Origin of the sequence: Prochlorococcus marinus XMU1405 (assembly GCF_017696275.1) — a bacterium.
Lineage (GTDB): Bacteria > Cyanobacteriota > Cyanobacteriia > PCC-6307 > Cyanobiaceae > Prochlorococcus_A > Prochlorococcus_A marinus_AB.
This window is the reverse complement of the sequence record NZ_JAAORF010000003.1, coordinates 338,189-361,439: the sequence shown is the minus strand read 5'-3', so window position 1 is coordinate 361,439 and position 23,251 is coordinate 338,189. Positions and strand designations below refer to the sequence as shown.

The window sequence follows — 23,251 nt, the reverse complement described above, 5'->3', positions numbered from 1 at the left end:
TTTTAAACATATCTGTCGATCTAAGGCATGTGGAAAACTTCTGATTTTACATAAATCTTTATATTTCAGAAAGATTTAATTTTGCAAAATTAATTTCCATGAGCTCCCCCTTTATGACTGAATTCTCATTATTCTATGACCTGAGACTGGATCTTAATAATGCTTGTTGACGATTTAGTGATTTTGGAGAAAACTACATTTTGTAGATTTAAATTTAAACAAGTTTTTTAATATGGAAGAATTAAATTACGATGAAAATCCAAAAATTTTAAACTATAAAGATGAAGTAATAAGTTTCAAATGTGAACTCCAAGAAAATCTTCAAAAGGCTATGAAAGAATTTGTTGAAGAGCATCCTAATTGGGATCAATACAGGATAATACAAGCTGCTATTGCAGGATTTTTGATGCAAAAAGGATTTCAAAATAGGGATTTAACGAGACTCTATATTGGCAACATGTTTTTAATGAATTTTAAGGATTAAAAATTTTTATATTTTTTCTAGTAGTATTTTTGCAATATCATTTCTGACAGGAAGTATAGATAACCTATTTCCTTTTTTTACAACTAATAACTCATCTTCATTAAATAAAATCTTTAATTCAGGTAAACTTAAAATCTTATCTGCTTTAGATTTATATTTTACTTTTACACAATCCCATCTCGGATTATCGGGTTTTGATTTTGGATCAAAATATTTTGAATCTTTATCAAATTGAGTAGGATCAACAATATTTAGATCTATTACCTCCATAAGTCCCACAATACCTGGGGGTTTACAGTTCGAATGATAGAAAAAAACCTTATCTCTTTTATTCATTTTTCTCATGAAATTTCGAGCCTGATAATTTCTTATTCCGTCCCATAAAGTTACTCCGTCATTTTTTAAAGTATCTATGCTGTAAGCATCAGGCTCACTTTTCATTAGCCAGTAGTTAGGTTCAGTCATGGTCTATAATTTGCGGGAAATAGTGCTGCTGGTATGGTGCTGGTATGGTATTTTGTTAACTTTTTCGAAAGTTAGTCAAATCCAAAGCATTTTGTTTAGTTTATCGAAGATATTTGGTCTAAGAAAGTTTAGAAAAATATAGAAACAGATCGCTTGAAGTAAACTTTTTTTGAAATCAATAAACGTAGTATTTACAATGCTTTTCAGGGAATGAGAGAGTCTTTTATACCAGCAGATTGTCAAATCAATACCAGCTAGGCATGTAAAACCCAGTCATAGACTAGGTTGAATGCTCTCTATAAAGAACCACGCACCCAAAGCTTAAGCAGCTTCAGGCGCAAATATCCTACTGTTCTCTCTCCAGTATCTACATCCTTTAATTAGATGATCACCTTGAGGAATAAGCTTTTGATGAAAGGGACAAGTAAGGATGGTGACACAAGAACTTGTCGTGCTGTACCTGAAGTGATTGCAAGTAATACAAATCTTCCGTCGTTTTCTTACTAATATTTCGTCCTCTAGATAACCCCATTCCTGCCAGTCCTCCATAGTAATATAGTACAAGTGTACTAATATTTATAGCAGCTGAAAAGGGTAGGAGTCAACAAGTTTATTTGCTCTTCAGAAGGATAGCTCTTGCCCTGTTCCATCTCTGCTCGAAAGTCTCTTCTCTACTTGATTCTTCTATCTGATTGCCATGCTCATCTAAACCGTTGTAGTACGCGCCTATAACGTACTCTACAAAGGGTTTAAGGGCTTTCTTAGTCTTAGATTTAAAAAGCTTTGTGAACCCTTCCATCGACCTCTCAAGCGTGTCACTCTTAAGGTTCTGTATCCACATTGAACCCTGATGATGATAGAGGAGAACCTTCACTACTTCGTCGTAGGAAAGCCAAGGATGGGCATCCTTAATTTCTTGTATTCTGTTCATTTTTTAATTGTTAATTGTTAGTTATCTATGAGTGGTTTTCGATGGGGTGGTACGGGGGGCATTCCCTTACTTATTTGTATTTATATCAATTCACAAATTTCTTTCAAAAATATTGGGTTTATTAAAAAGATGTATTCTCTTACTCTTCTCTTCTTACCTCTCCTAATAACATGTATATCACTTATATCACTGATATATATAGTTAAAGTAGTTGGTGGTAGTAGTTAGAAGTGATATCAAAAAGTGATATCCAGCTAACAGTACTTTAAAGGGAGATTCCATTCACCTTCCCCTTATAAGGGGACTACCGTTCAAAACCTTGTTATAGTATTACTTTTTTAGCCTAGTTAAAGAGTTAGTGGTAGTAGTTAGAAGTGATATCTTTCAGGGATATCCAGCTAAGCTTGTTGTGTTAAAGAAGACTTGTTGTATTTATTCTCTTTTCCCTTATAGGGCGTGATCGGTCGTCCTTTCTCCTTATAAGCCCGTCATTACTCTTCCCTCTATTAGCCCGTCATCGGTTAACCAATATATTTAATTAAGATCATTCTTGAAAAAAGCAAGAATAATTCTTTCTGTGACTTGGCTAATATTATCCAGTTTCCACTCTTCCTTAAGTGAACGAAGTTTTTTAATTAAGTGATTATGCATTTGCAATCTGATTTCGGAATAAGCATCCTCATTTTCCTGTTTTGATTTCTCTTCCTGAACAATATCTCCTAATCTTTTCATTCCAGTTGCCCAGTTTTTATCAATTAGTTCTTTTGGCTTATTTAATATTTCAGCTATCTCATCGCATGAATGCATAATTTCATAAGGTTCTCTTAGACCTAAACTTAATCGGAGAATATCTCTTTCAAGAACAGGAAAAGAATCTATTGTCTTAGACATAAATCCTAAAGTATCAATTTCTGGTTCTTTATTCTTGTTGATTGGAACAACTCTATTATCTTCCATTTTATTTACCTTTGAATAAATCTTGTATCACATAAACATCTTCTGCATTTGGATATTTATTTTTAAAGACATTTATCGCACTACTGGGAGATGAAGCAAATAAATTTATTTTTATTCTGTAAGTATCAACTTGTCCCGAAATAATATAATTTTTCATAATTGCTATTGTTTTTTTCTAGAAGTCAATTATAAAAGTAAAACAGATTTTAATAATAATGGATAAAAAAGATTTAGCTACTTGGTTTGAAAGTTTATCTAAAGAAGAGAAAGAAATAGTGAAATTGAGGTTTGGAATTGATGACGAAGAACCTCTTACTCTTAAGGAAATATCATTAAAACTAGGAATTGAAATTAGTAAGGCGAAATTAATTGAAGTTAAATATATTCAAAAGCTAAGAGACTTAACTGATAAATCCGAATCTAGTCAAACTCAGGAATCTATTAAAAATTCAGAAGAGATTTGTGATTTTACAAGTTTAAAATATCTTCTTAAAAGAAACTTTACTGAAATTGAGAATATTGCATTAGGAAATTCTTCGGCTGGTATAACAACTTCTTTCTATGATTTAGATGCGATGACTCAAGGTTTAAGAAGAGGAGATTTGATCGCTTTTGCAGGACGCCCATCTATGGGTAAAACTTCTTTAGCTTTGCAATTAGCCAGAAATATTGCAAGTCAAAATCTTCCAGTTTGTTTCTTTGGTTTTGATTTGAGTAAAGAAGAATTGGCATACAGGTTATTAGGTATGGAGGTTGGTATAGAAATTGGTCGAATAAGAACAGGAAGATTTACTTCTGAGGAGTGGGAACTAGTTCATGAAAAGAATACAAAACTTGAAGCTCTTCCAATATATTTAGAGGACAAAAAAGCCATCTCAATTGATGAAATAAAAAATAGATGTAGGAAGATATCTTTGACCAATGATGAGAAAAATTTAGGGCTAATAGTAATTGATTCTTATCAATTGATGGAGCATTCAAACAAGGATGATCATCAAGCTCAATTAGAAAAAAATATTAAAGAGCTAAAGAATCTAGCAAAAGAGCTTAACGTCCCTGTTTTAATTACTGGACCTATATCGCGAGGAGTTGAAGAAAGAGAAAATTGCAGACCAATGTTATCTGACCTAAGAGATTCTGATGTGCTTGAAGATTATGGAGATATTATTGTAATGCTTTATAGAGATGAATATTATGATCCAGATACAGAGGATAGGGGTATAGCAGAATTAATAGTCACTACACATAGAAATGGTCCTGTTGGGACTGTCAAAATGTTATTTGAACCACAATTTGGGCGTTTCAGAAATTTAGCTGCATAAATGTTTTTTATAAATTTATAATTTAAGATCGCAAGCTTTTTTTAATGCTTTCCCCCAAGGTGAATCATAATCAGGATATTCCCATTCTGGATTTCTTACATAAAGTAATTTTGGCTCTTTTATCCAATCCAATTCAAAATCAAAGGGTTTCTCAGAAAATTCACCTTTGTCCCATTTAATTGAAAACTTATCACAATTACCTTGCATATCTAAAAGCACAGTTAAATAGCCTCCTGGTGTTTTGACTTTATGATTTTCTAAAACTTGATAAATTAATATATCGCCCTTTTTAGAGACATATTCTGAATCAAAAAAATACTTAATGCCTAAATCATTTTCAGCTATTAATTGCCAATCAGCATAAGAAGGCACTTGAAGAAAAAATATGCCTATAAAACAAACCTTAAAAATTTTGATAATTTTTATCATAAATATGAACTTTTGATAAATATAAATTCAAAAAAGTTTTGCAAATTTATTATAAATTTAAGTCCATAATACAATTTTCAATCTAATTTATGAAAAAATTAACTTACCTAGTTTTTATTTTATTAAGCTTAGTTGGTTTATTTTTTCCTGAATCATTATTAGCTAAAGAAAATAAGTTAAGAGTATTATGTAAAACTTTACCAGTATCCCTAAAAGAGAAAAAGAATTTTGCAACTTTCCCAAGTTCAGATAATCAGCAAATTTATGAAATAAATTTTGACTCTAAAAATAAAGTCTCTGAAGTAAGAATTTTTGATAAATTTGCCAGTGGTTCAATTTACGATGATCGCGAATATACTGCCAAAGACTTTGAAGATTCTATAGAGAATATCCTTTATAGAAAAAAAATAAATCCACAAAAGTTTACTCAAGTAGGAAATAAATTAATTATGAGACCTTCCATTCCAGTTGTGTTGCCTGGATCAAGTAAAAGAATGTTGTTAAACGATGGAACTCATACATTAGATTTGAACACTTTAGAGCTAAAAAAGACACTTATGTTCAACGACGATTGGGTAAAAAAAGCAAATTGTAAAAAGATAGGTAACGAAGAACCCCCAACATATGCCTATAATCTTTCTGTCATGTCGCAAAGAGCAGCACGTCTAAGAGGGAAAGTACCACAAGATACATGGCAAGATATATTCAGAAAATATATAACTTTATTAAATATTTCTATAAATGCTTTTGATGAGTGGGAAGAAGAAATTTATCCTAATGAAGTTCCTTTTTATAGTTCAAGATTATTATCGCTTGCATTGTTAGCTTTTGATAAAAGCTATATGAATTTAGCTGGTGGTATAGAAAATCCTTTTTTCAATATTGATGAAGCATATGAATATGCAAATAAGGCTGTGGAGATGTTGAATAGTCCAAAACTTCAGAAAAAATATGCAGGTATTTTTCTTCAAAGGGCTGATCATGGTTTTACTCGGTATATGTTAAGTGAAGATAAAAATATTGCAGTACTTAATCAGAATCTTGCTGATATTGAAAGATATATTAAAAATCCTGATGGTGATCTTGGAAAAGCATATTACTTAAAGGGTTCTTCGCAATTATTTATTAATACAAAATCATCTGTAAAAGAAGCATGCAAAAATTTGACTAAAGCTATGGAGCTTAATTATAAATTTATGGAAAGCTTCAAAAAAGCAGCTTGTAAAGAATCATAAATTTGAAAAACTTTTCCTTAAAAAGAATATCGATTTTTAAGAATCTATTTATCTTAAATATTTTTTTAGGGATTTTGATGTTGCCTAAAAATGATGTATTGGCATTCCAACTTTTTGATCAATTTCCAAATAATTGTAAGAAACAAGATTTTAATTCTGATAGATTTATTTCAAATATGAAAAAAGGTACTGTTATCGTCTCTACTGACGAAGGATTTGGGAGTGGCTTTATTATTGGATATAAAAAAAATAAAACCTTTATTCTTACAAATAGTCATGTATTAAATGGAGAGGAAAAGGTACTTATAAATTTGAGTGATGGATCAGAGCAAATAGGAAGAGTTGAAATTGATGGTATGGGTGTAAGTAATATTAATGATTTAGCAATAATTTCTGTAAATGGAAAATTTGGAAAAGCTTTTGGTTTTGAAAAAAGACCCCCTAAAATTGGTTCTGATGTGATTGCTATTGGCTCACCGAAGGGATTAAGTTACTCATTTACGAAAGGAATTATAAGTAGTTTTAGAGAAGAAGGTAAACTTATTCAAACTGATGCTGCATTGAATGAGGGGAATTCTGGAGGTCCACTTATCAACAAATTTGGCTGTGTTGTAGGAGTAAATACGGCAGCTTTAAATGACTCAGAAAATTTGAATTTTGCAATTTCGAGTAATGTTGCCTTGAATTTTATAAAACAATTACCAGAGACTTCACAAAATAATTTTTCTAAAAAAAACTATTTAAAAGATAAAGTTTTCTTTGCATGTTTTAAAGATAAGAATCCATGTAAGCCAAATGAAGAGGCAATAAATTACTTAATTAAGGCTGATAGGATAAAGTCATTTCGTACAAAAAAACCATATCTCGAGAAATATGTAACTAGATCCTTAGATATTCAGAAATCCGACTATGGTTATTTTTTAAGGGGTCAATCATATTACAAAGATAAAAATTTTGATATGGCTCTCGAAGATTTTAAAAATGCACTTTTGATAAATAAAAATTTTGATAATGCTTCCCTGTATAGAGGGTTAATTTTTCAAATAAAGGGTGATCACTATAAAGCAATTAAAGAATTTAAAAGAACAAATAAAATTAGTGTTTTAGTTAATAAGAAAAAAAATATAGACGCTTTACTTAGTATGGCAAGTTCGTATGATCAGATTGATCAAATTGAGAATGCTCGAAAAACTATTGAAGAGGGCTTAAAGGGTGATTTAACAAATAATTTAAGCTCAAAACTACTTACTAAGAAAGTTTATTATGAGCTTCTTGGTAGGCGTTATGAATCTAATTTATTAAAGCAAGATTTAGAAAAAGCTATTTCTTTAAATCCCAAATCATATGAATCTCTTTATCTATTGGCAAAGGTCTTTCAGTTTGATGGTGACTTTGATAAGGCAATTGATTTGTATAAGCAAGTCTTAGATATTAATCCAAAATTTTCAGAAGCTTATGTTGGTATCGGATATATTCAAGCTTATGAATTTGACGATTTTGAAAATGCTTTAAAAAACTTTGATATAGCTATTAAGTATGATTTAGAAAATAGAAGCGCTTATTTTCATAGAGCAATGACATATATAATGATTCCTGGTTATGACCGTTCTTTAAATAAAAGAACATGTATAGATATAAGAAAAGCAAAGAATTTAAAGGGAGACAGATTATTATTTATGAGTTATGGAAATGATGCAAATAAATTAATGGATAGTTTTATTGGGAAATTTTGCAGAAATTAAAATAGGCTTATCTAATATCTCTTGAGCAGTAAATAATGAAGTATTTAAAGTCTCGAACATTTTCCTCTATAAACACTTAATGTCCCCCCTATTGTTTCTGTATAGCTGTAGCTGGATCTTTCTATTGTAAGGTTATTCCTATTTATTTCTATTTGATCCCTTGTAGTCCATAAAGGATCTCGTCTTGTGATTATCGGTTCAAAAGAAATTAAAATGATTTTAGAATCTAGATAAATATTATTTAATAAAAAGAAATTATTTTTTTTAGTTCTTTTTTCTAAATATTCACCTTTATTTGTTTTTGTATTTATCGAAAATTCATGAATAGGAAGCATAACTCCTTCTACTTTTTGAAAGGGTCTCCAATCCCAACCAGTTCCCCAATTGTTTTCATATTTACTCTCTTCGTATTGGCAACTAAATTTGATGATTTCTTTAGCTATGGAGGTATTGGTAATAGAACTTATAGCAATATTGATAAGAATGAATGAATAAAATACAAATCCCTTCATAATGAATTTACTTTAATTTTCCTTACTTAATTCCACTATAGTGAGTTTGTTATTAAAAGAAAAATTGAGAAAAAAATATCAATTATTTTTGTTTCCTTTATTGATACTTTTAAATTTTTTTTATGGAGTATCAAATTGGAGATTATATGCGTCTGACTCTTTAAGGGCAGGCATCATTTTCGATAATGCCATGGAAAAGTACGAAAATAAGGATTATAAAGGTGCGATTAATGATTTAACTAAATATATTGAGATATATCCTAAAGACCATAAATATGGATATTTTAATAGAGGTGTTTTTAAAGATGAAATAAAGGATTATAAAGGTGCGATAAGAGATTATAGTAAAGCTATAAAGTTATATCCAAGCTCTAAAAAATATTGGACAAGAAGAAGCCTCTCAAAATTCGCTCTTGGGAAGTACAGAGGTGCATTAAAGGACATAAATAAGGCATTATTATTGGATTCCTCAAATCCTGGTTCTCTAGCTCTAAAGGGTATTATTCTTCATAAACTAGGAGACAAAAAAAATGGTTGTAATTTGGTAAAGAAATCATTTGAGCTCGGAAATGAAAAAGAATCTACTATTGATTTCCTTATAAATTTTTGTAAATGATTTTTAATTTAATCCCTCTTTTTGAGTCCATTCACATTGATCTGCATATCTTTTATAAATTTTCCCATATCTTTTTTTAACAATTATTTCTTGAACATTAATATCATTTTTAAATAATTCAGCAACTGTCCTTCCGTATCTATCTTTAGCAATTCTCTTAATATAAATCTCTTCATTAGTCACTAAGTTATTCAAAAAATCTCTTGCTTCTTTAGCCGCAATAGGATTGGCATTTTTACCTTTTAATTCAGGTGTATCTATACATGCAAGTCTTATTTTTTCTCCTTCAATAGTTGTGCAAGTATCACCGTCATAGCAATTGATGATGATTGTGGTTGTAAGTTTTGGATGAATTTCTGAAGTATAAAATAATGAGAGAGATATTAATAAAATAACTTTCATTAAATAAAACATAAATAAATTAATAAAAAAATAGTTCCTTTAATGATCGATCTTGTAATCATCATCACCCAGAATTAGATCTGCAGCAGTATTTTTTTTCTGAATTCAAAATTAGTCTTTTTTAATTTCAATATCGAGGATTTTATTTTTTTTTCTTAAGTGCTTCTTCCTTCATTTTTTTTGTCAAATCAAAAGAATAGTATCCTCCTATAAGTTGTAATGGAATCTTTATTTCTAGTTTTAATGGATTTATTCTTCCTAAAGACAGAATTAAGTATCCAGCTACGAATACAAATAAATATGGAAATATCGCAAGTTTCAATGATCTTTGTCTAATGCCCCAAATTAAAGATGAAAGAGGCGAGACAACTCCAACAAATATACCTATTAGGGTAGGGTTACATTTCTCTCTTCTTTCATTTGGTGTTTGTCTCATTTTTATAATTTACTATTAAATTTAAAACCCTTTAATTCCTAAAGCTATTAAAAAAATTCCCAAAATTGAATAAAAAATTCTTGCTCCTTTTTTACCTCTACACAAAGATAAAACCCCCTTAGCTTTAGGATGATTCCAAAACCAATTCCAATCACTTCTAGCTGCTAACAAAGTAAAAAAGCCTCCAAAAATGCAAAATAATTGATCTATATTCATTGCTAATTATTTTAGAAATATTCACTAAAAATAAGAAATTAAATATTTCAGGGCAATTAAATATATAAATTTAAATACTTTCGATCAAAAGTTCTAAGATTATCCATGCATTTAAAGCTTCTATTTAGGAAAGTGATGGGTGGTATGGGGTAATTAATTCTCTAAATAATATTGTTTTTATCACTTAAATCACAAAATAAATATTTAAAATCGAAAACAGAAATGATTTTCATTTTCATATTGGTGTAAATTTTATATATAAGTTAGTATTTTTCATGAGTCAAGTTTGGTTAATATCAGGGTCGCCGGGATGCGGTAAGACAAATTGGATACTAAATACTTTTAAGAATTATTCTGGTAATTGTGGTTACTTACGTCTTGGAGGATATTCCGAAATTAATTTAGAGCAAGCTATAAATTCAAAAATTGATTTTGCTTTTTTGAAAGATCAAATTCCTAACTTATTAGACTTATCTATTTCAAACTCAATATCAGAGAAAGATAAAGAAAACATTTTAATTATTATTGAATTTCCACAATTTTTTATACCTAAATCTCAAGGTATTAATGGAGTTGATCTGAGAATTATTAATGAACTTGAAAAATATAATTTCCAGCCAAATAGATATCTTCATTTTGGTAGAGATCCAGAATTATCAATTAAAGATACTTTAGATTTTAGAGCAATTGAATCAATAAGCCTTGATCTTAAAAAGCATATTTGGGATCCTGCAAGCTTGAATACTTTTTGGTTTGAATTAGTTAATGGTGCTTATGGGGATGTATATAGAGCAAAAGCATTAATGAACTTGCCGGATGGGCGTTACATCTTGTTTAACTGGATAGTTAGTCAGCAAGGATCTCAATATCAAACATTAAACCAAGTTGCCCCTCTTAATGGAAGACCAGAAAGATGTTCTGAAATTGTTATACAAGGGAAAAATTTAAACTTCGAGTCAATAAAATCAACGATTCATAATTGTCTTCTTAATGATGCTGTACTAGATCATCATCAAACTTCACTTAGAAATTCACAACTACAAACTGCTCGCCGTTAATTTAAAAATGAATCAAGCTGTCATCTCATGCTTACATGCAAATTTACCTGCAGTAGAGGCTGTCTTAAAAGATATTGAACTCCAAGGAATTACAAATATTACCTGTCTTGGAGATCTAGTGGGTTATGGTCCTCAACCTAATGAGGTTATTGAGTTAATAAGAGATAAAAAAATTCCTACTTGTCAGGGATGTTGGGACGAAGACGTTGTTGATGGATTAGATGCTTGCGATTGTAGTTATCCTTCTCAGCTTGCTGAAAAGAGAGGTCATTTTGCTCATCAATGGACTACTGATAAATTAACTAAAGAAAATAAGGATTATCTAGCTAATCTACCCTACTCAATACGTAAAGATAAATGTCTTTTTGTTCATGGTAGTCCTAATAGTCAACATGAATATCTTCTACCCGATATGGATGCATTTGCAGCTCTTGAGAGAGTTGAAAATGCCAGAGCAGAGATTCTATTTTGTGGTCATACTCATCAACCTTATATTCGCGAATTAGCAGATGGTTCAATTGCTGTAAAAATCAAAAACGCTGCCCCCAAAGATATTCAAGAAAAAGAAATTCAATTGCCGATGCGAAGAATAGTAAATGCAGGTTCAGTAGGAGAGCCAAGGCATGGAGGAACTAAAGCTACTTATGTTGTTCATAACGAAGTCACAAATGAAGTAAAAATTAGAGAAGTGGAATATGATCTTGAACTTACGTGTAAAGCAATAATAGATGCCGGTCTTCCTCCGATTTTTGCATGGCGTTTAAAAAATGGATTCGAATTTGCAGAACAAGCTGAAGATGCATCTCATGTTTGTGAAAGATGATAGAACGCTGGGCACTCGTAAGTGGTCTTAAAGGGGATCTAGATACTTATGAACTTATTCAAAAAGACTTAAAAAAAACTCCAGGTAATATAACTCTTTTTGTTTTGGGGGATATGATAGGTCCTGAAAAAAACTGTAATAGGCTTCTCCATAGGTTAATTAATCCAAAAAGTAATGATTTACAACCATGGTGTATATATGGTTGGTGGGAAGAACAAATCCTATTGGAAAGTGGTTACCGTGGGGATCAAAGAGCTGAAGCTTTGAGAATAAATAAGGGTGAAGAATTAGTTAAGTCTCTTACGAATGCTGTAGACAAATCATTTCTTGATTGGATAGCAGCACTTCAATTTGGATTTGTTGAACTTGATTGTGGTTTAATTCACGGAAGCTCAAAAGATATTGGCGAAAATTTAACACTAGATACACCCCCACTGACACTCCTTGATCGACTTACACGTCTTCAGGTAAACAGATTATTTACTGCAAGAAGCAAACAACAGTTTCATTTGGAATTGACAGAGGGAACTGTTAATTCTGAAGTAGAAGATTTAAATGGAAATCGTAAGAAAGAGCAGAAAGTTCCGCAAAAAGCTGTTATTGGTATTGGGGCAGGAAAAAATTATACTCTTTATGATGTAGGGACTGATAATACTCAATTCTTACAAGCAGGATATAAATCAGAAAAAAGAATTAAGGGATTTGGAATGCTTTAGTTTTTAGCTAGTGAATCAAGTTCCCTAAACTTGTTATGAATATATTTTATCGGTATAAGTGGTCTAAGGACTTGTCCTTTTTGTAAGGACTTGAGCCTAGCGGTTTCAAGGTTAACCCCGCACTCCTACGCACGAGTACAAAAACCTTTTTAATTAATGAAGATTACTTCCAAGACACTTAGCTTGCTGCTGAACTTCGCTCTCATGATTTGTGTCTTTGTCATTTAAGACTATTTATCACAGAGTTTAATATTTAAGTGTTTCCTTATTTCCAGCCGAACTCAATCTCGGTTAGTTATTTAGTCTGTAAAAGTTTGGATAAAATTTTGATATGGCTGAGTTTATTGGTAATAATATTAACAAATTTGTTCGACTAAATTATTAATAAGAATCTGAGGGCTAGAGGTAACCAAAGACATAGAAGCAGCATTAGTAAAAGAGTAATAGCATGGACATTTGGAATGTAATGCTCTTTGAAAATTTGTGTCTTCATAATCTATCTCGCTTTTTTAAGTTTAATTTCTCTTCTTATAAGCAAGGCTATAACTACAACACACATGTTCATTAGAAATACGTCTAATGGCATTTAATAAAAAAGTCTCTATTCAATTAATAGCAAGATTATTGATCTACGAATCAAGACAATGATTATTAATATTGATTGGCTTAATAAAAGCAATTTAAAAATTAAATTTATGCTTAAATATTTCAGTTCTCATTAACTTACAAATGTATTATTCGGAAACTAAAGTGATAATGGGTGGACTAGCCCATGTTCCAATATTAATCTTCATAGTAAATTTTATTAAGGGAAAGTTTGCATCCATAGCATTAAAAGTAGTTGAAGTTAAAACGGAAGAGCCAAAGTCAAAAAAGGTTGAAGTAAAAGAAGAGGAAGTGAAATCGGAAGAGGTAAACTCAATTGAAGTTAAAGAAGAAGCAGAATAAAGGAAGAAAAAGTTAAAAAAAAAGAGTCCCCCCTCTGCATTAGATCAACTGTGCATCAATAAAAAAGTTTGAGTAAAGTTTGGGTAACTTCTTTGAATATGAATTTATTATCCATCAAAGTTTCTATTTAGGAAAGTGTACCCCTTTCCTCTATATATCATGACGGTACCCCTTTATAAATTACGCTTATCTGTTGGAAATATTGAAGGAAAAATCTTTAATCGAGAATTTATTAAATAATGACTTACCTATTTGTGAACCCACACCGTTGTTCTTGAGTTCTTTTTGATATGCCTCTTTGCTTGAGAGAATGATATCTTTAATCGAGAATTTATTAAATAATGACTTACCTATTTGTGAACCCACACCGTTGTTCTTGAGTTCTTTTTGATATGCCTCTTTGCTTGAGAGAATGATATCTTTAATTGAAAATTTATTAAATAATGACCTTCCTATTTGTGAACCCACACCGTTGTTCTTGAGTTCCTTTTGATATGCCTCTTTGCTTGAGAGAATGATATCTTTAATTGAGAATTTATTTAAGAATGACATTCTTATTTGGGAAAATTGCTTTGTAGATGATCACATCATCTCGTAATTATCAAATTTAGTTTTTAACTTTGCTGCTTTATGTATTAGTCCAACTGCTTCTTTTCTTCCAGTAGCTTGTTGAGCCTGATGCATTAATTCAGCATATTTTTTTACGATTTTCTTTTGCATGGTTTAAATTAAATAAAGACCGTTTTTTAATCTAAAGCTGCAAGGAACAACTTTCAGAAGATAAGGAATCAACGGTAAAACCTCAGAGTCAACAAATTGGAACGGGTTAACTCGTGTGTTAAATATATAATCAATTAGCTAAATACCTGTTGGTATCTATGATTACATTGTTTTCAAATCCTGATTTATTTTAGTTTTATCTAAAGTGGAGAAGATTTCTTTTTAAATAATGAGTGTGTTTTAAATCTTGAATTGATCTCTAATAATTTATGGTTGGCTTCAGTTGTATCCCTGCAACTGCCTCATGACAACCATGTATTAATTTAAGGACTGCTTTAGTATTTTTTGATTCAAAATATATACCTCTTCCCGTACCTAATAGTTCCTCAAACCGACCTATAAATTTCAAGGCTATAGGAGGACAATATAAGTATAGATCTAGGAGGTCTAAATGAAACTATTCAATCAATTCACAATCCTTCCAAGATACCTAAAAGCATTTAATTATGCTGGAAACAGAATGGAAGAAATAACAAGAAATCTTGATAGAGATAACCATTTATTTGAAGACTATTGGAAGAGGGAATGTAGAGAACATCCAACTAATCAGCATTGTTTAGTCTATTGCGACTGAGAATTTTAATCTTAAGGGTTGACAACTGAGTATAAATACTCTATAAATAAAGTGTAGTAAATACTACCAAATCGTCCGATCTACTATTAGATAGACCGCAGTACGAATCAAGCCATAGGACGGGGACTTGATCAAGACAAGGAGCTGCATCATGGTAAACATGTATTTTAACGGCAAATCTTTCGTATATTGCAAGAGCCAAGAAGAGAAAACAATAAAGCTTACTTATAGAGGATCTAGTTACTTGAGATAAATAAAATCTCATATCTATTAGATAATCAATAAACTATTTTTTTTAGAGGTGTTATGCCATGAAATTTACTAATTCTCCTTTTGCCATACTCGATAAGAACATGAACGCATTAGATTATCAAAAAAGAAATTTTAAATATGAGGACTATTGGAGAAGGGAAGGTGAAAGTCAAACCAGAGAAGATTTTGAATAACTAGATAAAAATAAGATTGTTATCTGAGGAAAATCCTTTAATAATTAACTAATTTTCTCTTTCCATCTCTAGTTTCTACTCTATTTATTCTTAACCCAATAAACAGAGCCCATATAAGTGCAAAGACAATTGGTAAGAAAATGATCGCAAGTTTCATCATTTTTTTAATCCTGTTATTTGCAAAAATAATAACTTTTAAATCAACAAGAAAATATAGGTACTTTATCTAAAAAAGTAGGGTCGAGGTTAGATCGAGTGTCAATCAATATTAAAGATGTAAATAAATTAGCTTTAACATATTTCCAAAGATATTTAATACTAAACTTCATTGATTAATTAATTAATTTTGAAACACTTTATTTCTTTTATTCCTTTTCTTTTTATGTCAATTCTTTCATTAGGTTGTTCTAATAAACCTATTGAAAAAGAAATGAAAATGCCAATGCTATTTGATACAAAGGAACAGGCTGAAAAAGAAGCTTATAAGTTTGGGTAAAGTTTGGGTAAAAATTTACGATTCCTTGCGATCCCAGTAATAGCTAGTCGCGCTCACTCTTCATTAGCCAGTAATTTATTTCAGTCATATCAGTCGATTAGAAGAATATCAAGAAGTGTGGATAGTGTGTGGACGGAATAGTTTCTACACCCTTTTATTAACTTATTATCCATCAATTTATCTATTTAGGAAAGTGGTGGTATGGGGGTGCATAGGACCGTGCTGCATCGTATATATGATCTGATACATTTCTGTTAAAAGTTTACGGGTACAACCTTTCAATAGCTTCTTTCTGTTCTTGCTTTTTTATGTCTTCAGCATCTAAAACAGGGCACGAGTTTTGATTTAGTGATAAGAGGAAAGTGCTTTTTTTGAATAGTTTGAAAAGTGGTGTAAGTAATAAGTTTTTCATTTATTCCCAAGTTTTCAAATCAGAGAAGTCGCTTGCTATTGCATGAAGCATCCCTCCTACAAATGATCTAGGGCAACCAAGTTTGTTAACTAAAACTTCTGATTGTTTTTTGATATCTTCCCATGTAGGTCTGATATCCTCATTTATTTGTTTAAGGCTAGGTTTAAATTCTTCTGAATCATTCATATTAAAAGGTATTAACTTATTAAAATTCAAATGATAGTAAAGAAAATCTCATTTATTTAAATAAATATTCAATAAAAATTACAAAATAAATTCTTTAGAAATTATTCTAAGCTGATTTAAATTCAGATTATTTAAATAATTATTTGCAATCAATTTTTCCTCATTAATTTCGAGATCTTTAATCTCAGAAATAATGCTATTAGATATTAAATCAATTAAATGTTCTTTATCCATGACTTATATATAAACCCAAAACAAACATTAATTATTTAAAATCTTCAACTCAACATATAAGTAAGAATACTTAGATAAATATAAAACTCATAGGTTTGCTAAATCACTTTAGATGATTGGTATAGGGTGCACGCGAATTATCAGCTACTCACACTTGAGCTTTTTATGTAACATAATAAGTTTACATAAAGTAACAATTAAATGAAAAGACTTTTTCCTTATATAGCTTTTGCATGTTTAACTGGTTTTACAGCTACGACCGGTTTACCCGTTATAGCAGGCGGTTGTAGTAGCCACATGAACAAAAAAGCTGAAATCAAATGTGCTGAAGATGATACTGAGTGTCAAATTGAAAAAGCTGAAAAGTTTGATTTAAGAGATTCTCTCAAGTCATAAAATTATGACTCAAATCAGTTTTTTTATGAACTCTGCCCCAAGAGATTTAATCGAGTTCGTATTCTTTGCTGCTGTTGGTTTTACTGCAGGATTATTGGGATTAATTTAGTTATAGAAAATTGACCCATTCTTTTTTTCTCCTAACCTTTTCAAGTCTTTCTTTCTTTTATGTGATGGCTTGCTTATGGAGAGATTTAATTAATCAAAAGTAAAAAATATTTTTTAAATTACCTTTTATAGATAAATCTTTGTATGTCTTCGAATAGATTAGATTTTGATTTGAAAAATCCATTACTTTTTAAATAAGATTTTCCTTTTTCTATATTTTCAATTCTTTTTTCATAAGAATTTTCATCTAAATTTTTTTGCATAAAAAAATAGTCGGACTTTTATTCTGAATAATGCTCACAAAAAAGCGGTTACCTTAAATACAAAATTTAAATTCTTTTTTGAATTGCTTTTCATTCAAACTAAAAATCAAATAAAAAATTTCTTTCTTAAATTTCTAAGACTCTTTTGATATCTTGTTCTTCATGTCCTCAATATTATTAATTAATTTGTCTAACCATTCTGTATTATCTTCTGGTTTTAAATATTTAATTTTTGGTTGATTAATTTCAAGAGTCTCAAAATCTCCACTCATAAATTCTCCTGTGTATATTCGTTTAACTACCTCTTTGTTCTAATTGATTTGAACAAAATACTGCGTATCTAATGTGTGCGGTTTGATGAACATATTGGTACGGAAAGAGGTATCTTTTTTTTAGCCATTTAAATCTATTGCTGACTTAGATTGAAAACATGGTTGTCATGAGTCGGTTGCGTTGCTCCAACTGAAATCAACCATAAACTTTAAATTGCATTTAATAAAATGACTTACTACAGTTGCTTTGATCAAAAAGGAAACATAATTGCTCGCTGTCAGACTAAAGAAGATATAAATGTTCTTAAGAAAATGGGCAGACCAATAATGGAAATAAAAGAAATGAAAAAAGAGGAATCAGTTGTTTGTTCTTTAACTGGTAGTCCCTCCGATTACAACGAAGATTATTAAAAGTATGACTCAAAGAACACTTCAATTAAATCAACATGGAAGATCAGTAGTTCTTTTGTTGGTTGCATTGAATAGCATTAGTACTTTCTTTTCTACTTTTGAAAAAGCATTAACTGATTGTGAAAGAGTGAGATAAAAATATTTAGTTATTCGTGGATTAACAGTAAATCAATAAAATTTAAGACATAAAAAAAAGACCCTGTTATAGGTCTTTTTTTAATGGTGACGACAGAAAGGAGATCTATTTAATAATCAGATTAAGAATTTTCTTAGAAATTAGTTTTGGAAGTAAAAGTGATTACTCACTTCTTCATGCTTTACAAACGACTTAATTTTTAAGATAGCTCAGAATTAATCCCGAAAGTTTAATTTCTGATCACTTAACTTACTTTCCGTAAAGGTTAGAAAAGTTAATTTACCTTGGTGTTGCAGACCATTGGCTAGTGAAGATCTAGTTGGTCAACCTTGGTCGAGTCGATCACCAGAACTGTCGTATAAATAAAGTAATCGGTCTCAAATATTTTGCATGAATCCTTAAGATTGATTTAATCATGATTAATTAAATCTTTAATCATCAGACCACATCATATCTTAGTAAGCATTTTATTTATTTTGTTTTACAAAGAATATAAAGCCAACCAAAGAAAGTAGCAAAAGCAATTATTAAAGCAATATTGTTATTCAATGGACTTAAATATCTTTCTATTGAAAGTGGTACATGGAGAATAATAAAATACCAATATAGAGCAGATAGTAATCCAAACAATAAAGCCAGAAGAATATAAAAAGGCAAGATATATAATCTTCTTTTTTTAATTCTTTCCCCTGTAATATTTTCGGTTAAACCAATTCTTGACCAATAGCCACCATTTAATTGAAGAAAAAACTTTAAAAATATTCCGTAAATATTTATAAAAAACCTAGATAAAGCAAATAACGGTGAAATTATAAATCTTTGCATTAATGCTTTAAAAATTTAATTTGTTCAGTTATGGAAATATGGCTTATATTATTAACTTTTTTTTCTCTATATTTCGTTAGAAAAAATACCATTGAGCTAAAAACAACTAAAAATCCTATTAATGATATTCGATAGAAAAGGTCATCAGAAATATCAAAAAAAGCTGATCTTTTAAATTTATTTCTCATCAAAAAAAAGAGGGTTTTATCCCTCTATGTTAGATCGACTGTCAATCAATTAGTAATTAATTAATTTTCTTTTTCCATCTCTAGTTTCTACTTTATTTATTCTTAAACCTATAAAAGCAGCCCAAATAACTGCAAATAATATTGGTAAAAAAATGATTGCAAGTTTCATCATTGTTTTAATCCTGTTATTTGCTCAAAAGAATAACCTTTAAATAAATTGAGAAAAATAGGTACTTTATCTAATTAAGCAGCATCATATTCTTTATCATCTTCAAGCTCTCTCATAAATCTTTTATCTAATAAGTAATTGTCTATAAGCTCTGCTGCCATCTGTATCTCAGCAGCAGGTTCTTTTAGATCTTTGTCTAATAAGTAATTGTCTATAAGCTCTAGATTGTTGTTTTCATTAATTTGTTTATCGCTGTTTAATAGTTCTCTTATGTAGTTATATACAAGCTCTTGATTGTATCCACTTTCTCTAATTTCTTTCAACATTTCGTCTGGAATTTCCATAATCGTAAACCCCCATGTGACAGTTTTTTAGAGCAAATTAGAGCCTATATACGCATCCTTACGAAAAAATAAGGAAAAAGCAAGAAAATTGGCAAAAAATCGTGTTGTATAAATCTATTATTCGCAATCATTTATGGAAAAAGGTTGGAAGAAGACTTCTATATTTTGGGGCTATTTTTAATAATTAATAGCCATCTGCCAATAAGAAAGAGGTGCAAGTAATAAGCGTTTCATAAAAAAACAGCTATTGAAAATAGATTTTAATTAGGATACAAAAACAAAATTTAGGGAGGATTAAATGTCTATCATTACCGACAATAGAGTGTTAGTACATATTTACAGCGGTTTAGAATCTAAAAATAAAATTACTTTAGGTTTATTAGTTGCCCTTACTGCAGAAAAAAACGATCATAAAGTAACACTTTTTCTAGCAGGAGACGGAGTACAAATATTAAATTGCAAAAAAGCTGGTGAAATAGTTGGTCAAGGTACTGGAGATTTATACGAACATCTTCAAAATTTAAAGAGCTCAAAAATTACCATATATGTCTCAGGAATGTCTGCTAAATCTAGGGGTTACGATGAGAAACTTCTAGATGGATATACTGCAGAGTTTGTTATGCCAGATGTTCTAGTTGAAGAATCAATTAAAGCGGATAGCGTACTTTGCTATTAAAAAAGGAGCTAATTGCCCCTTATTGCAGATAGACTGTCAATCGTGAAAAGTGTGGACGAGGTGTGGACGGAATTTATTTGATTTTTGAAAGCCCCTGCTAAAACTACTGGCACATGGTTCATTAGCCAGCAATTTATTTCAGTCATATCAATCAGTTTAAGGAAATTGGTTTTGCTAAAATTTTTACTGAAATCAGAATTCTTTTTATTTTTTTATCATTCATCAAAGTTTCTATTAAGGTAAGTTATGTATGGTTGTAGTATTGAAAAAATTATATTTAGTTCAAGATATTTATAGAATATTTTTTAAATTCGTAATATGAATAAATTTATTAATTTGAATTCTATGAAAAATTTTAGTCATTTTTTATCAACTACCTTTGCAGGCTTATCTTTACTAAGTGCTCCTTTAATTGCAAATGAATATTCAACAAAGGGAACTTACTTCACCGGTAGTATAGGAGGTAGTCAAGTTGGAGATATTGATGTAGAAAATGTAAATTCAGATATTGAGTTTGACGCAGGTTTAGGACTTGATTTAGGAGTAGGTTATGATTTCGGGAAAACGCGTATTGAAGGTAATTGGGTTAGGGGACAATCTGATGGGACTTCATGGCTTGGATTTGATATTGAAACTGACACTACAATTGATTCATTAATGGCTTCAGTTTATTATGATTTCCGTGAAGATAAACTATGGAGTCCTTTTATCGGTGCATCAATAGGAAGCTCTACTGTTGATATTGACGGAGATTCTGCATCAGGTCTATCTTATGGGATTGGTTATGGTTTAAGTTACAAGACATCTGAGGCGGTAGAAGTTTTCTTTAAAGGAGAGACAACAATAGTTCCAGAACTTACATTTGATACAGTTAATAACGGAACAATTACCATAACTAATGGAAACTATACTAATGGAACCATTGGTTTAAGAGTAAGATTCTAATTCTTATTTAAAAATTCGAAAAAAAAGTAGTTCTTTAAATGAAAAAGTTTGAGTAAAGTTTGAGTAAAAAATTACGATTACTTGAGATTCTAGTTATAGCTAGACACGCACACTTTTCGTTAGACAGTAATTTTTTCAGTCATACTCAGGGATTAGAAGAACATTGTAGAGTGTGGATAAGGTGTTGATTTGATAGTTTCGAAACCCGCATATTAATTTATTATCTATCAAATTATCTATTTAGGAAAGTGATATGTGGTAAGGGGTATATGCGTTCGTTCTAAAGAGTTAAATTATGACCTAAGGAATTTCTGTTGAAATTTTATGGATATAAATTTATATATGACGGTTAAAAATTTGGTTATTTTAGCTGGACTTCTTGTAAATTATAATTAAAGTAAGTAGAAAATTTAGATATAGTGTGAGGCTATTTTTGTGAAACTTTTTCAAAAAATAATAATCGCTCCTGTGGTATTAGGATTCCTTTCTCCGATCGCTGTTCAATCTTCAGATATAGTCAACATTGAAGAAATAAATAATTACGTGCGCAGTCAAGCAAAAAAATCTTCAAGGCTTGATAGTGAAACATTCATTAAAGAAGTTAGTAAAGATTTTGCAAACCTTAAGGGTAGTGCTGATGGTCTTGAGGCTCAACAAAATGAATATGAAGCTGGCGCTTTCTCAGAAACAACAACTATGAGTGGAGCTGCTTCTTTTCAAGTTGGTGCTGTTGATGGTTCGGTTATAAGTGAAGCAGTTACAGCAACTTATTCTTATGACCTTGACCTTAATACTACCTTTACAGGAGATGATAATTTGTATATCGGTATTGAGACAGGCAATGGAGGATTACCAACTATAGATTTTAATTTAGATAGTTCAGGTGGAGGTGCTGATATTTTAAATGTTACTTCAATGTACTATCAATTTCCTCTAGGAAGTTATGAGGTGGCAGTTGGACCGAAATTAGATAGTGATGATTTAATGCCAACAACTCTCTCCAAATATTCTGATAAGTTTTTCATGGCTGGATCAAATGGTGGGATAACTGCTGCTGATTTCTATTACGCTCCTGGGATAACTGGTTCTGGTGTAGCTATTGCACGTACTTTTGATAATGGATTTAATACCTCCGCAAGTGTTATTGGTATGAGTGCAGGTAATTCAGATGGTTTACTTACCAAAGAAGGAGGTGATACTTTTACCTTATCAGCTGGATATGACGGAGAAAATTATGGACTTGGTTTTATTTATAACGTTCTCAATGATGTTTGTGCGCCTATCGCAGACTATGAAACTTGTGCTTCCCTTGGGTTTGCCGAGATAGCAGCAAGTTCTACAAGTATTGGAGGTTATTGGAACTTTAATGAAGGTAAAACAACATTAAGTGTATCGATGGGAGTTTTATCAGGAGAAGTACCTGGAAGTATAGTTGAGGAAATTAACGAAGCTCACTTTGGTATTGATCATGAACTTGGTGAAGGTGTTTTATCGGCAGCTATTAAGTCTTCTGACTTTTATAGAACAGTTGGTAATACAGCTCTTGCAGATTCACTTGGAGAATTTGCAGAAATTTATTATTCATACGATCTAAATGATTCTATGGAAATCACGGGAGGTATTTCCTTCGCAATGGGTGATAATACCGAAACTACTTTTATTGATAGAACAGCTTTTGGTGCAGGCGCAACCTTTAAATTCTAAAATTTTATCCGCGTTCCCAAAAAGCAGCCCCTACTCAAGTGTAAGAGCAACTTTTTTTTGCTCTAAATTTCGTCAAAAGTTTGAGTGAATTTTATAAAAAATTACGATTCCTTAATATCCCATTAATAGCTAGTCAGATGTACTTTTCATTGGCCAGTAGCTAGGTTCCTGTTGCATCATGGAATCTCGGCGAATATATATGGTTTGAATAAAGTTTGGATAACTTCTTTGGATATGAATTTATTGTCCATCAAAGTCTATGTTAGGGTAGGTTTTTTGATTATTGCTACTGAGTTCCTTTATTAGATACGAGAAAATTAATAAGTATCAGTAAATCTTTAGTATTTAATAGATCTGTTTAGGTTAAATACCTAGGAAGATTTTTATTTGATAG

The 23,251-nt window shown here is 30.6% G+C and carries 38 protein-coding genes; 17 read left to right on the top strand and 21 right to left on the bottom strand.

Annotated elements, in window-relative coordinates; translation table 11 throughout:
* Nucleotides 1–232 precede the first annotated feature (232 nt).
* Nucleotides 233–484, top strand: coding sequence for a DUF2811 domain-containing protein (locus HA148_RS08040; RefSeq protein WP_209131760.1), 252 nt, complete (start codon nt 233–235; stop codon nt 482–484).
* A gap of 6 nt (nt 485–490) precedes the next feature.
* Here the strand turns inward: HA148_RS08040 and HA148_RS08035 are convergent, their stop codons facing one another.
* The 5 genes from HA148_RS08035 to HA148_RS08015 form a co-directional block, all read right to left on the bottom strand.
* Nucleotides 491–949: an EVE domain-containing protein gene (locus HA148_RS08035; RefSeq protein ID WP_209131758.1), complete on the bottom strand. Its 459-nt coding sequence runs from the start codon at nt 947–949 to the stop codon at nt 491–493.
* A gap of 321 nt (nt 950–1,270) precedes the next feature.
* Nucleotides 1,271–1,498 (bottom strand): hypothetical protein, encoded by a 228-nt coding sequence (locus tag HA148_RS08030; protein WP_209131756.1) that lies wholly within the window; start codon nt 1,496–1,498, stop codon nt 1,271–1,273.
* Nucleotides 1,499–1,559: 61 nt separating this feature from the next.
* Nucleotides 1,560–1,880 carry a hypothetical protein gene (locus tag HA148_RS08025; protein WP_209131754.1) on the bottom strand — a complete coding sequence of 107 codons (321 nt, stop codon included), beginning with the start codon at nt 1,878–1,880 and terminating at the stop codon, nt 1,560–1,562.
* A 534-nt stretch (nt 1,881–2,414) separates the two neighbouring features.
* Nucleotides 2,415–2,837 (bottom strand): hypothetical protein, encoded by a 423-nt coding sequence (locus HA148_RS08020; protein WP_209131752.1) that lies wholly within the window; start codon nt 2,835–2,837, stop codon nt 2,415–2,417.
* 1 nt (nt 2,838) lies between these two features.
* Nucleotides 2,839–2,994 carry a hypothetical protein gene (locus HA148_RS08015; protein WP_209131751.1) on the bottom strand — a complete coding sequence of 52 codons (156 nt, stop codon included), beginning with the start codon at nt 2,992–2,994 and terminating at the stop codon, nt 2,839–2,841.
* Between the two features lie 58 nt (nt 2,995–3,052).
* On the opposite strand from HA148_RS08015, the gene HA148_RS08010 reads away from it, so the two are divergent.
* Nucleotides 3,053–4,159, top strand: coding sequence for a DnaB-like helicase C-terminal domain-containing protein (locus HA148_RS08010; RefSeq protein ID WP_209131748.1), 1,107 nt, complete (start codon nt 3,053–3,055; stop codon nt 4,157–4,159).
* 15 nt (nt 4,160–4,174) lie between these two features.
* Here HA148_RS08010 and HA148_RS08005 read toward each other — a convergent pair whose 3' ends face one another.
* The gene (locus HA148_RS08005; protein ID WP_209131746.1) at nt 4,175–4,531 is read right to left on the bottom strand and encodes a hypothetical protein; all 357 of its coding nucleotides are present in this window, start codon (nt 4,529–4,531) and stop codon (nt 4,175–4,177) included.
* Nucleotides 4,532–4,677: 146 nt separating this feature from the next.
* Here HA148_RS08005 and HA148_RS08000 point away from each other — a divergent pair, with 146 nt between their 5' ends.
* Nucleotides 4,678–5,823: a hypothetical protein gene (locus tag HA148_RS08000; RefSeq protein WP_209131744.1), complete on the top strand. Its 1,146-nt coding sequence runs from the start codon at nt 4,678–4,680 to the stop codon at nt 5,821–5,823.
* Between the two features lie 77 nt (nt 5,824–5,900).
* Complete coding sequence (locus tag HA148_RS07995) at nt 5,901–7,565, top strand: S1C family serine protease (protein WP_209131742.1); 1,665 nt, start codon at nt 5,901–5,903, stop codon at nt 7,563–7,565.
* A 44-nt stretch (nt 7,566–7,609) separates the two neighbouring features.
* Here HA148_RS07995 and HA148_RS07990 read toward each other — a convergent pair whose 3' ends face one another.
* On the bottom strand, nt 7,610–8,077 hold the full coding sequence (locus tag HA148_RS07990; RefSeq protein ID WP_209131740.1) for a hypothetical protein: 468 nt from the start codon (nt 8,075–8,077) through the stop codon (nt 7,610–7,612).
* Between the two features lie 100 nt (nt 8,078–8,177).
* On the opposite strand from HA148_RS07990, the gene HA148_RS07985 reads away from it, so the two are divergent.
* The gene (locus HA148_RS07985) at nt 8,178–8,693 is read left to right on the top strand and encodes a tetratricopeptide repeat protein (protein ID WP_209131738.1); all 516 of its coding nucleotides are present in this window, start codon (nt 8,178–8,180) and stop codon (nt 8,691–8,693) included.
* 3 nt (nt 8,694–8,696) lie between these two features.
* Here HA148_RS07985 and HA148_RS07980 read toward each other — a convergent pair whose 3' ends face one another.
* The 3 genes from HA148_RS07980 to HA148_RS07970 form a co-directional block, all read right to left on the bottom strand.
* Nucleotides 8,697–9,095, bottom strand: coding sequence for a thermonuclease family protein (locus HA148_RS07980; RefSeq protein ID WP_245152046.1), 399 nt, complete (start codon nt 9,093–9,095; stop codon nt 8,697–8,699).
* A gap of 142 nt (nt 9,096–9,237) precedes the next feature.
* Nucleotides 9,238–9,531 (bottom strand): hypothetical protein, encoded by a 294-nt coding sequence (locus tag HA148_RS07975; protein ID WP_209131734.1) that lies wholly within the window; start codon nt 9,529–9,531, stop codon nt 9,238–9,240.
* Nucleotides 9,532–9,552: 21 nt separating this feature from the next.
* On the bottom strand, nt 9,553–9,747 hold the full coding sequence (locus HA148_RS07970) for an immunity 17 family protein (RefSeq protein ID WP_209131732.1): 195 nt from the start codon (nt 9,745–9,747) through the stop codon (nt 9,553–9,555).
* 275 nt (nt 9,748–10,022) lie between these two features.
* Between HA148_RS07970 and HA148_RS07965 the strand changes: the two genes are divergently transcribed.
* From HA148_RS07965 to HA148_RS07950, 4 genes are all read left to right on the top strand, one after another.
* Nucleotides 10,023–10,805: a GTP-binding protein gene (locus HA148_RS07965; protein WP_079336658.1), complete on the top strand. Its 783-nt coding sequence runs from the start codon at nt 10,023–10,025 to the stop codon at nt 10,803–10,805.
* Between the two features lie 7 nt (nt 10,806–10,812).
* Entirely contained in the window at nt 10,813–11,628 is an 816-nt protein-coding gene (locus tag HA148_RS07960) for a metallophosphoesterase family protein (RefSeq protein WP_209131730.1), read from the top strand.
* Complete coding sequence (locus HA148_RS07955) at nt 11,625–12,344, top strand: phosphoesterase (RefSeq protein WP_209131728.1); 720 nt, start codon at nt 11,625–11,627, stop codon at nt 12,342–12,344. The genes HA148_RS07960 and HA148_RS07955 overlap by 4 nt, the downstream gene beginning before the upstream one ends.
* A gap of 756 nt (nt 12,345–13,100) precedes the next feature.
* The gene (locus HA148_RS07950) at nt 13,101–13,292 is read left to right on the top strand and encodes a hypothetical protein (RefSeq protein ID WP_245152045.1); all 192 of its coding nucleotides are present in this window, start codon (nt 13,101–13,103) and stop codon (nt 13,290–13,292) included.
* 186 nt (nt 13,293–13,478) lie between these two features.
* Here the strand turns inward: HA148_RS07950 and HA148_RS07945 are convergent, their stop codons facing one another.
* From HA148_RS07945 to HA148_RS07935, 3 genes are all read right to left on the bottom strand, one after another.
* Nucleotides 13,479–13,844: a hypothetical protein gene (locus tag HA148_RS07945; RefSeq protein WP_245152044.1), complete on the bottom strand. Its 366-nt coding sequence runs from the start codon at nt 13,842–13,844 to the stop codon at nt 13,479–13,481.
* 30 nt (nt 13,845–13,874) lie between these two features.
* Nucleotides 13,875–14,012 (bottom strand): hypothetical protein, encoded by a 138-nt coding sequence (locus HA148_RS07940; RefSeq protein WP_187151428.1) that lies wholly within the window; start codon nt 14,010–14,012, stop codon nt 13,875–13,877.
* Nucleotides 14,013–14,271: 259 nt separating this feature from the next.
* Nucleotides 14,272–14,421, bottom strand: coding sequence for a hypothetical protein (locus tag HA148_RS07935; protein ID WP_158516825.1), 150 nt, complete (start codon nt 14,419–14,421; stop codon nt 14,272–14,274).
* 42 nt (nt 14,422–14,463) lie between these two features.
* Between HA148_RS07935 and HA148_RS07930 the strand changes: the two genes are divergently transcribed.
* A complete protein-coding gene (locus HA148_RS07930; protein WP_079296299.1) occupies nt 14,464–14,646 on the top strand; it encodes a hypothetical protein in 183 nt (60 codons plus the stop codon).
* 40 nt (nt 14,647–14,686) lie between these two features.
* Here the strand turns inward: HA148_RS07930 and HA148_RS07925 are convergent, their stop codons facing one another.
* Nucleotides 14,687–14,911: a hypothetical protein gene (locus HA148_RS07925; protein WP_209131723.1), complete on the bottom strand. Its 225-nt coding sequence runs from the start codon at nt 14,909–14,911 to the stop codon at nt 14,687–14,689.
* Nucleotides 14,912–14,957: 46 nt separating this feature from the next.
* Here HA148_RS07925 and HA148_RS09680 point away from each other — a divergent pair, with 46 nt between their 5' ends.
* Nucleotides 14,958–15,092 (top strand): hypothetical protein, encoded by a 135-nt coding sequence (locus HA148_RS09680; protein ID WP_257471685.1) that lies wholly within the window; start codon nt 14,958–14,960, stop codon nt 15,090–15,092.
* A 908-nt stretch (nt 15,093–16,000) separates the two neighbouring features.
* On the opposite strand, the gene HA148_RS07920 is transcribed toward HA148_RS09680, so the two are convergent.
* Nucleotides 16,001–16,186: a hypothetical protein gene (locus HA148_RS07920; protein ID WP_209131721.1), complete on the bottom strand. Its 186-nt coding sequence runs from the start codon at nt 16,184–16,186 to the stop codon at nt 16,001–16,003.
* 78 nt (nt 16,187–16,264) lie between these two features.
* Nucleotides 16,265–16,420 carry a hypothetical protein gene (locus tag HA148_RS07915; RefSeq protein ID WP_187151099.1) on the bottom strand — a complete coding sequence of 52 codons (156 nt, stop codon included), beginning with the start codon at nt 16,418–16,420 and terminating at the stop codon, nt 16,265–16,267.
* 201 nt (nt 16,421–16,621) lie between these two features.
* Between HA148_RS07915 and HA148_RS07910 the strand changes: the two genes are divergently transcribed.
* Nucleotides 16,622–16,816 carry a hypothetical protein gene (locus tag HA148_RS07910; RefSeq protein WP_042850958.1) on the top strand — a complete coding sequence of 65 codons (195 nt, stop codon included), beginning with the start codon at nt 16,622–16,624 and terminating at the stop codon, nt 16,814–16,816.
* Nucleotides 16,817–17,043: 227 nt separating this feature from the next.
* Here HA148_RS07910 and HA148_RS07905 read toward each other — a convergent pair whose 3' ends face one another.
* Together HA148_RS07905 and HA148_RS07900 are read right to left on the bottom strand one after the other, a co-directional pair.
* A complete protein-coding gene (locus tag HA148_RS07905) occupies nt 17,044–17,187 on the bottom strand; it encodes a hypothetical protein (RefSeq protein WP_158078868.1) in 144 nt (47 codons plus the stop codon).
* Between the two features lie 134 nt (nt 17,188–17,321).
* On the bottom strand, nt 17,322–17,459 hold the full coding sequence (locus tag HA148_RS07900; protein WP_198930209.1) for a hypothetical protein: 138 nt from the start codon (nt 17,457–17,459) through the stop codon (nt 17,322–17,324).
* A 228-nt stretch (nt 17,460–17,687) separates the two neighbouring features.
* Here HA148_RS07900 and HA148_RS07895 point away from each other — a divergent pair, with 228 nt between their 5' ends.
* Together HA148_RS07895 and HA148_RS09675 are read left to right on the top strand one after the other, a co-directional pair.
* Nucleotides 17,688–17,870: a hypothetical protein gene (locus tag HA148_RS07895; RefSeq protein WP_025926966.1), complete on the top strand. Its 183-nt coding sequence runs from the start codon at nt 17,688–17,690 to the stop codon at nt 17,868–17,870.
* 4 nt (nt 17,871–17,874) lie between these two features.
* Nucleotides 17,875–18,006: a hypothetical protein gene (locus tag HA148_RS09675; RefSeq protein WP_257471682.1), complete on the top strand. Its 132-nt coding sequence runs from the start codon at nt 17,875–17,877 to the stop codon at nt 18,004–18,006.
* A 471-nt stretch (nt 18,007–18,477) separates the two neighbouring features.
* Here HA148_RS09675 and HA148_RS07890 read toward each other — a convergent pair whose 3' ends face one another.
* From HA148_RS07890 to HA148_RS07885, 3 genes are all read right to left on the bottom strand, one after another.
* Nucleotides 18,478–18,831: a hypothetical protein gene (locus HA148_RS07890; RefSeq protein WP_209131719.1), complete on the bottom strand. Its 354-nt coding sequence runs from the start codon at nt 18,829–18,831 to the stop codon at nt 18,478–18,480.
* A gap of 237 nt (nt 18,832–19,068) precedes the next feature.
* Nucleotides 19,069–19,191, bottom strand: coding sequence for a hypothetical protein (locus HA148_RS09670; protein ID WP_257471681.1), 123 nt, complete (start codon nt 19,189–19,191; stop codon nt 19,069–19,071).
* 71 nt (nt 19,192–19,262) lie between these two features.
* Nucleotides 19,263–19,532, bottom strand: coding sequence for a hypothetical protein (locus tag HA148_RS07885; RefSeq protein WP_209131717.1), 270 nt, complete (start codon nt 19,530–19,532; stop codon nt 19,263–19,265).
* Between the two features lie 298 nt (nt 19,533–19,830).
* Between HA148_RS07885 and HA148_RS07880 the strand changes: the two genes are divergently transcribed.
* The 3 genes from HA148_RS07880 (at nt 19,831) to HA148_RS07870 (ending at nt 22,857) form a co-directional block, all read left to right on the top strand.
* Nucleotides 19,831–20,208 (top strand): DsrE family protein, encoded by a 378-nt coding sequence (locus HA148_RS07880; protein WP_209131715.1) that lies wholly within the window; start codon nt 19,831–19,833, stop codon nt 20,206–20,208.
* Between the two features lie 345 nt (nt 20,209–20,553).
* The gene (locus HA148_RS07875; RefSeq protein WP_209131713.1) at nt 20,554–21,153 is read left to right on the top strand and encodes an outer membrane protein; all 600 of its coding nucleotides are present in this window, start codon (nt 20,554–20,556) and stop codon (nt 21,151–21,153) included.
* Nucleotides 21,154–21,588: 435 nt separating this feature from the next.
* A complete protein-coding gene (locus tag HA148_RS07870) occupies nt 21,589–22,857 on the top strand; it encodes a porin (protein WP_209131711.1) in 1,269 nt (422 codons plus the stop codon).
* Nucleotides 22,858–23,251: the final 394 nt, after the last annotated feature.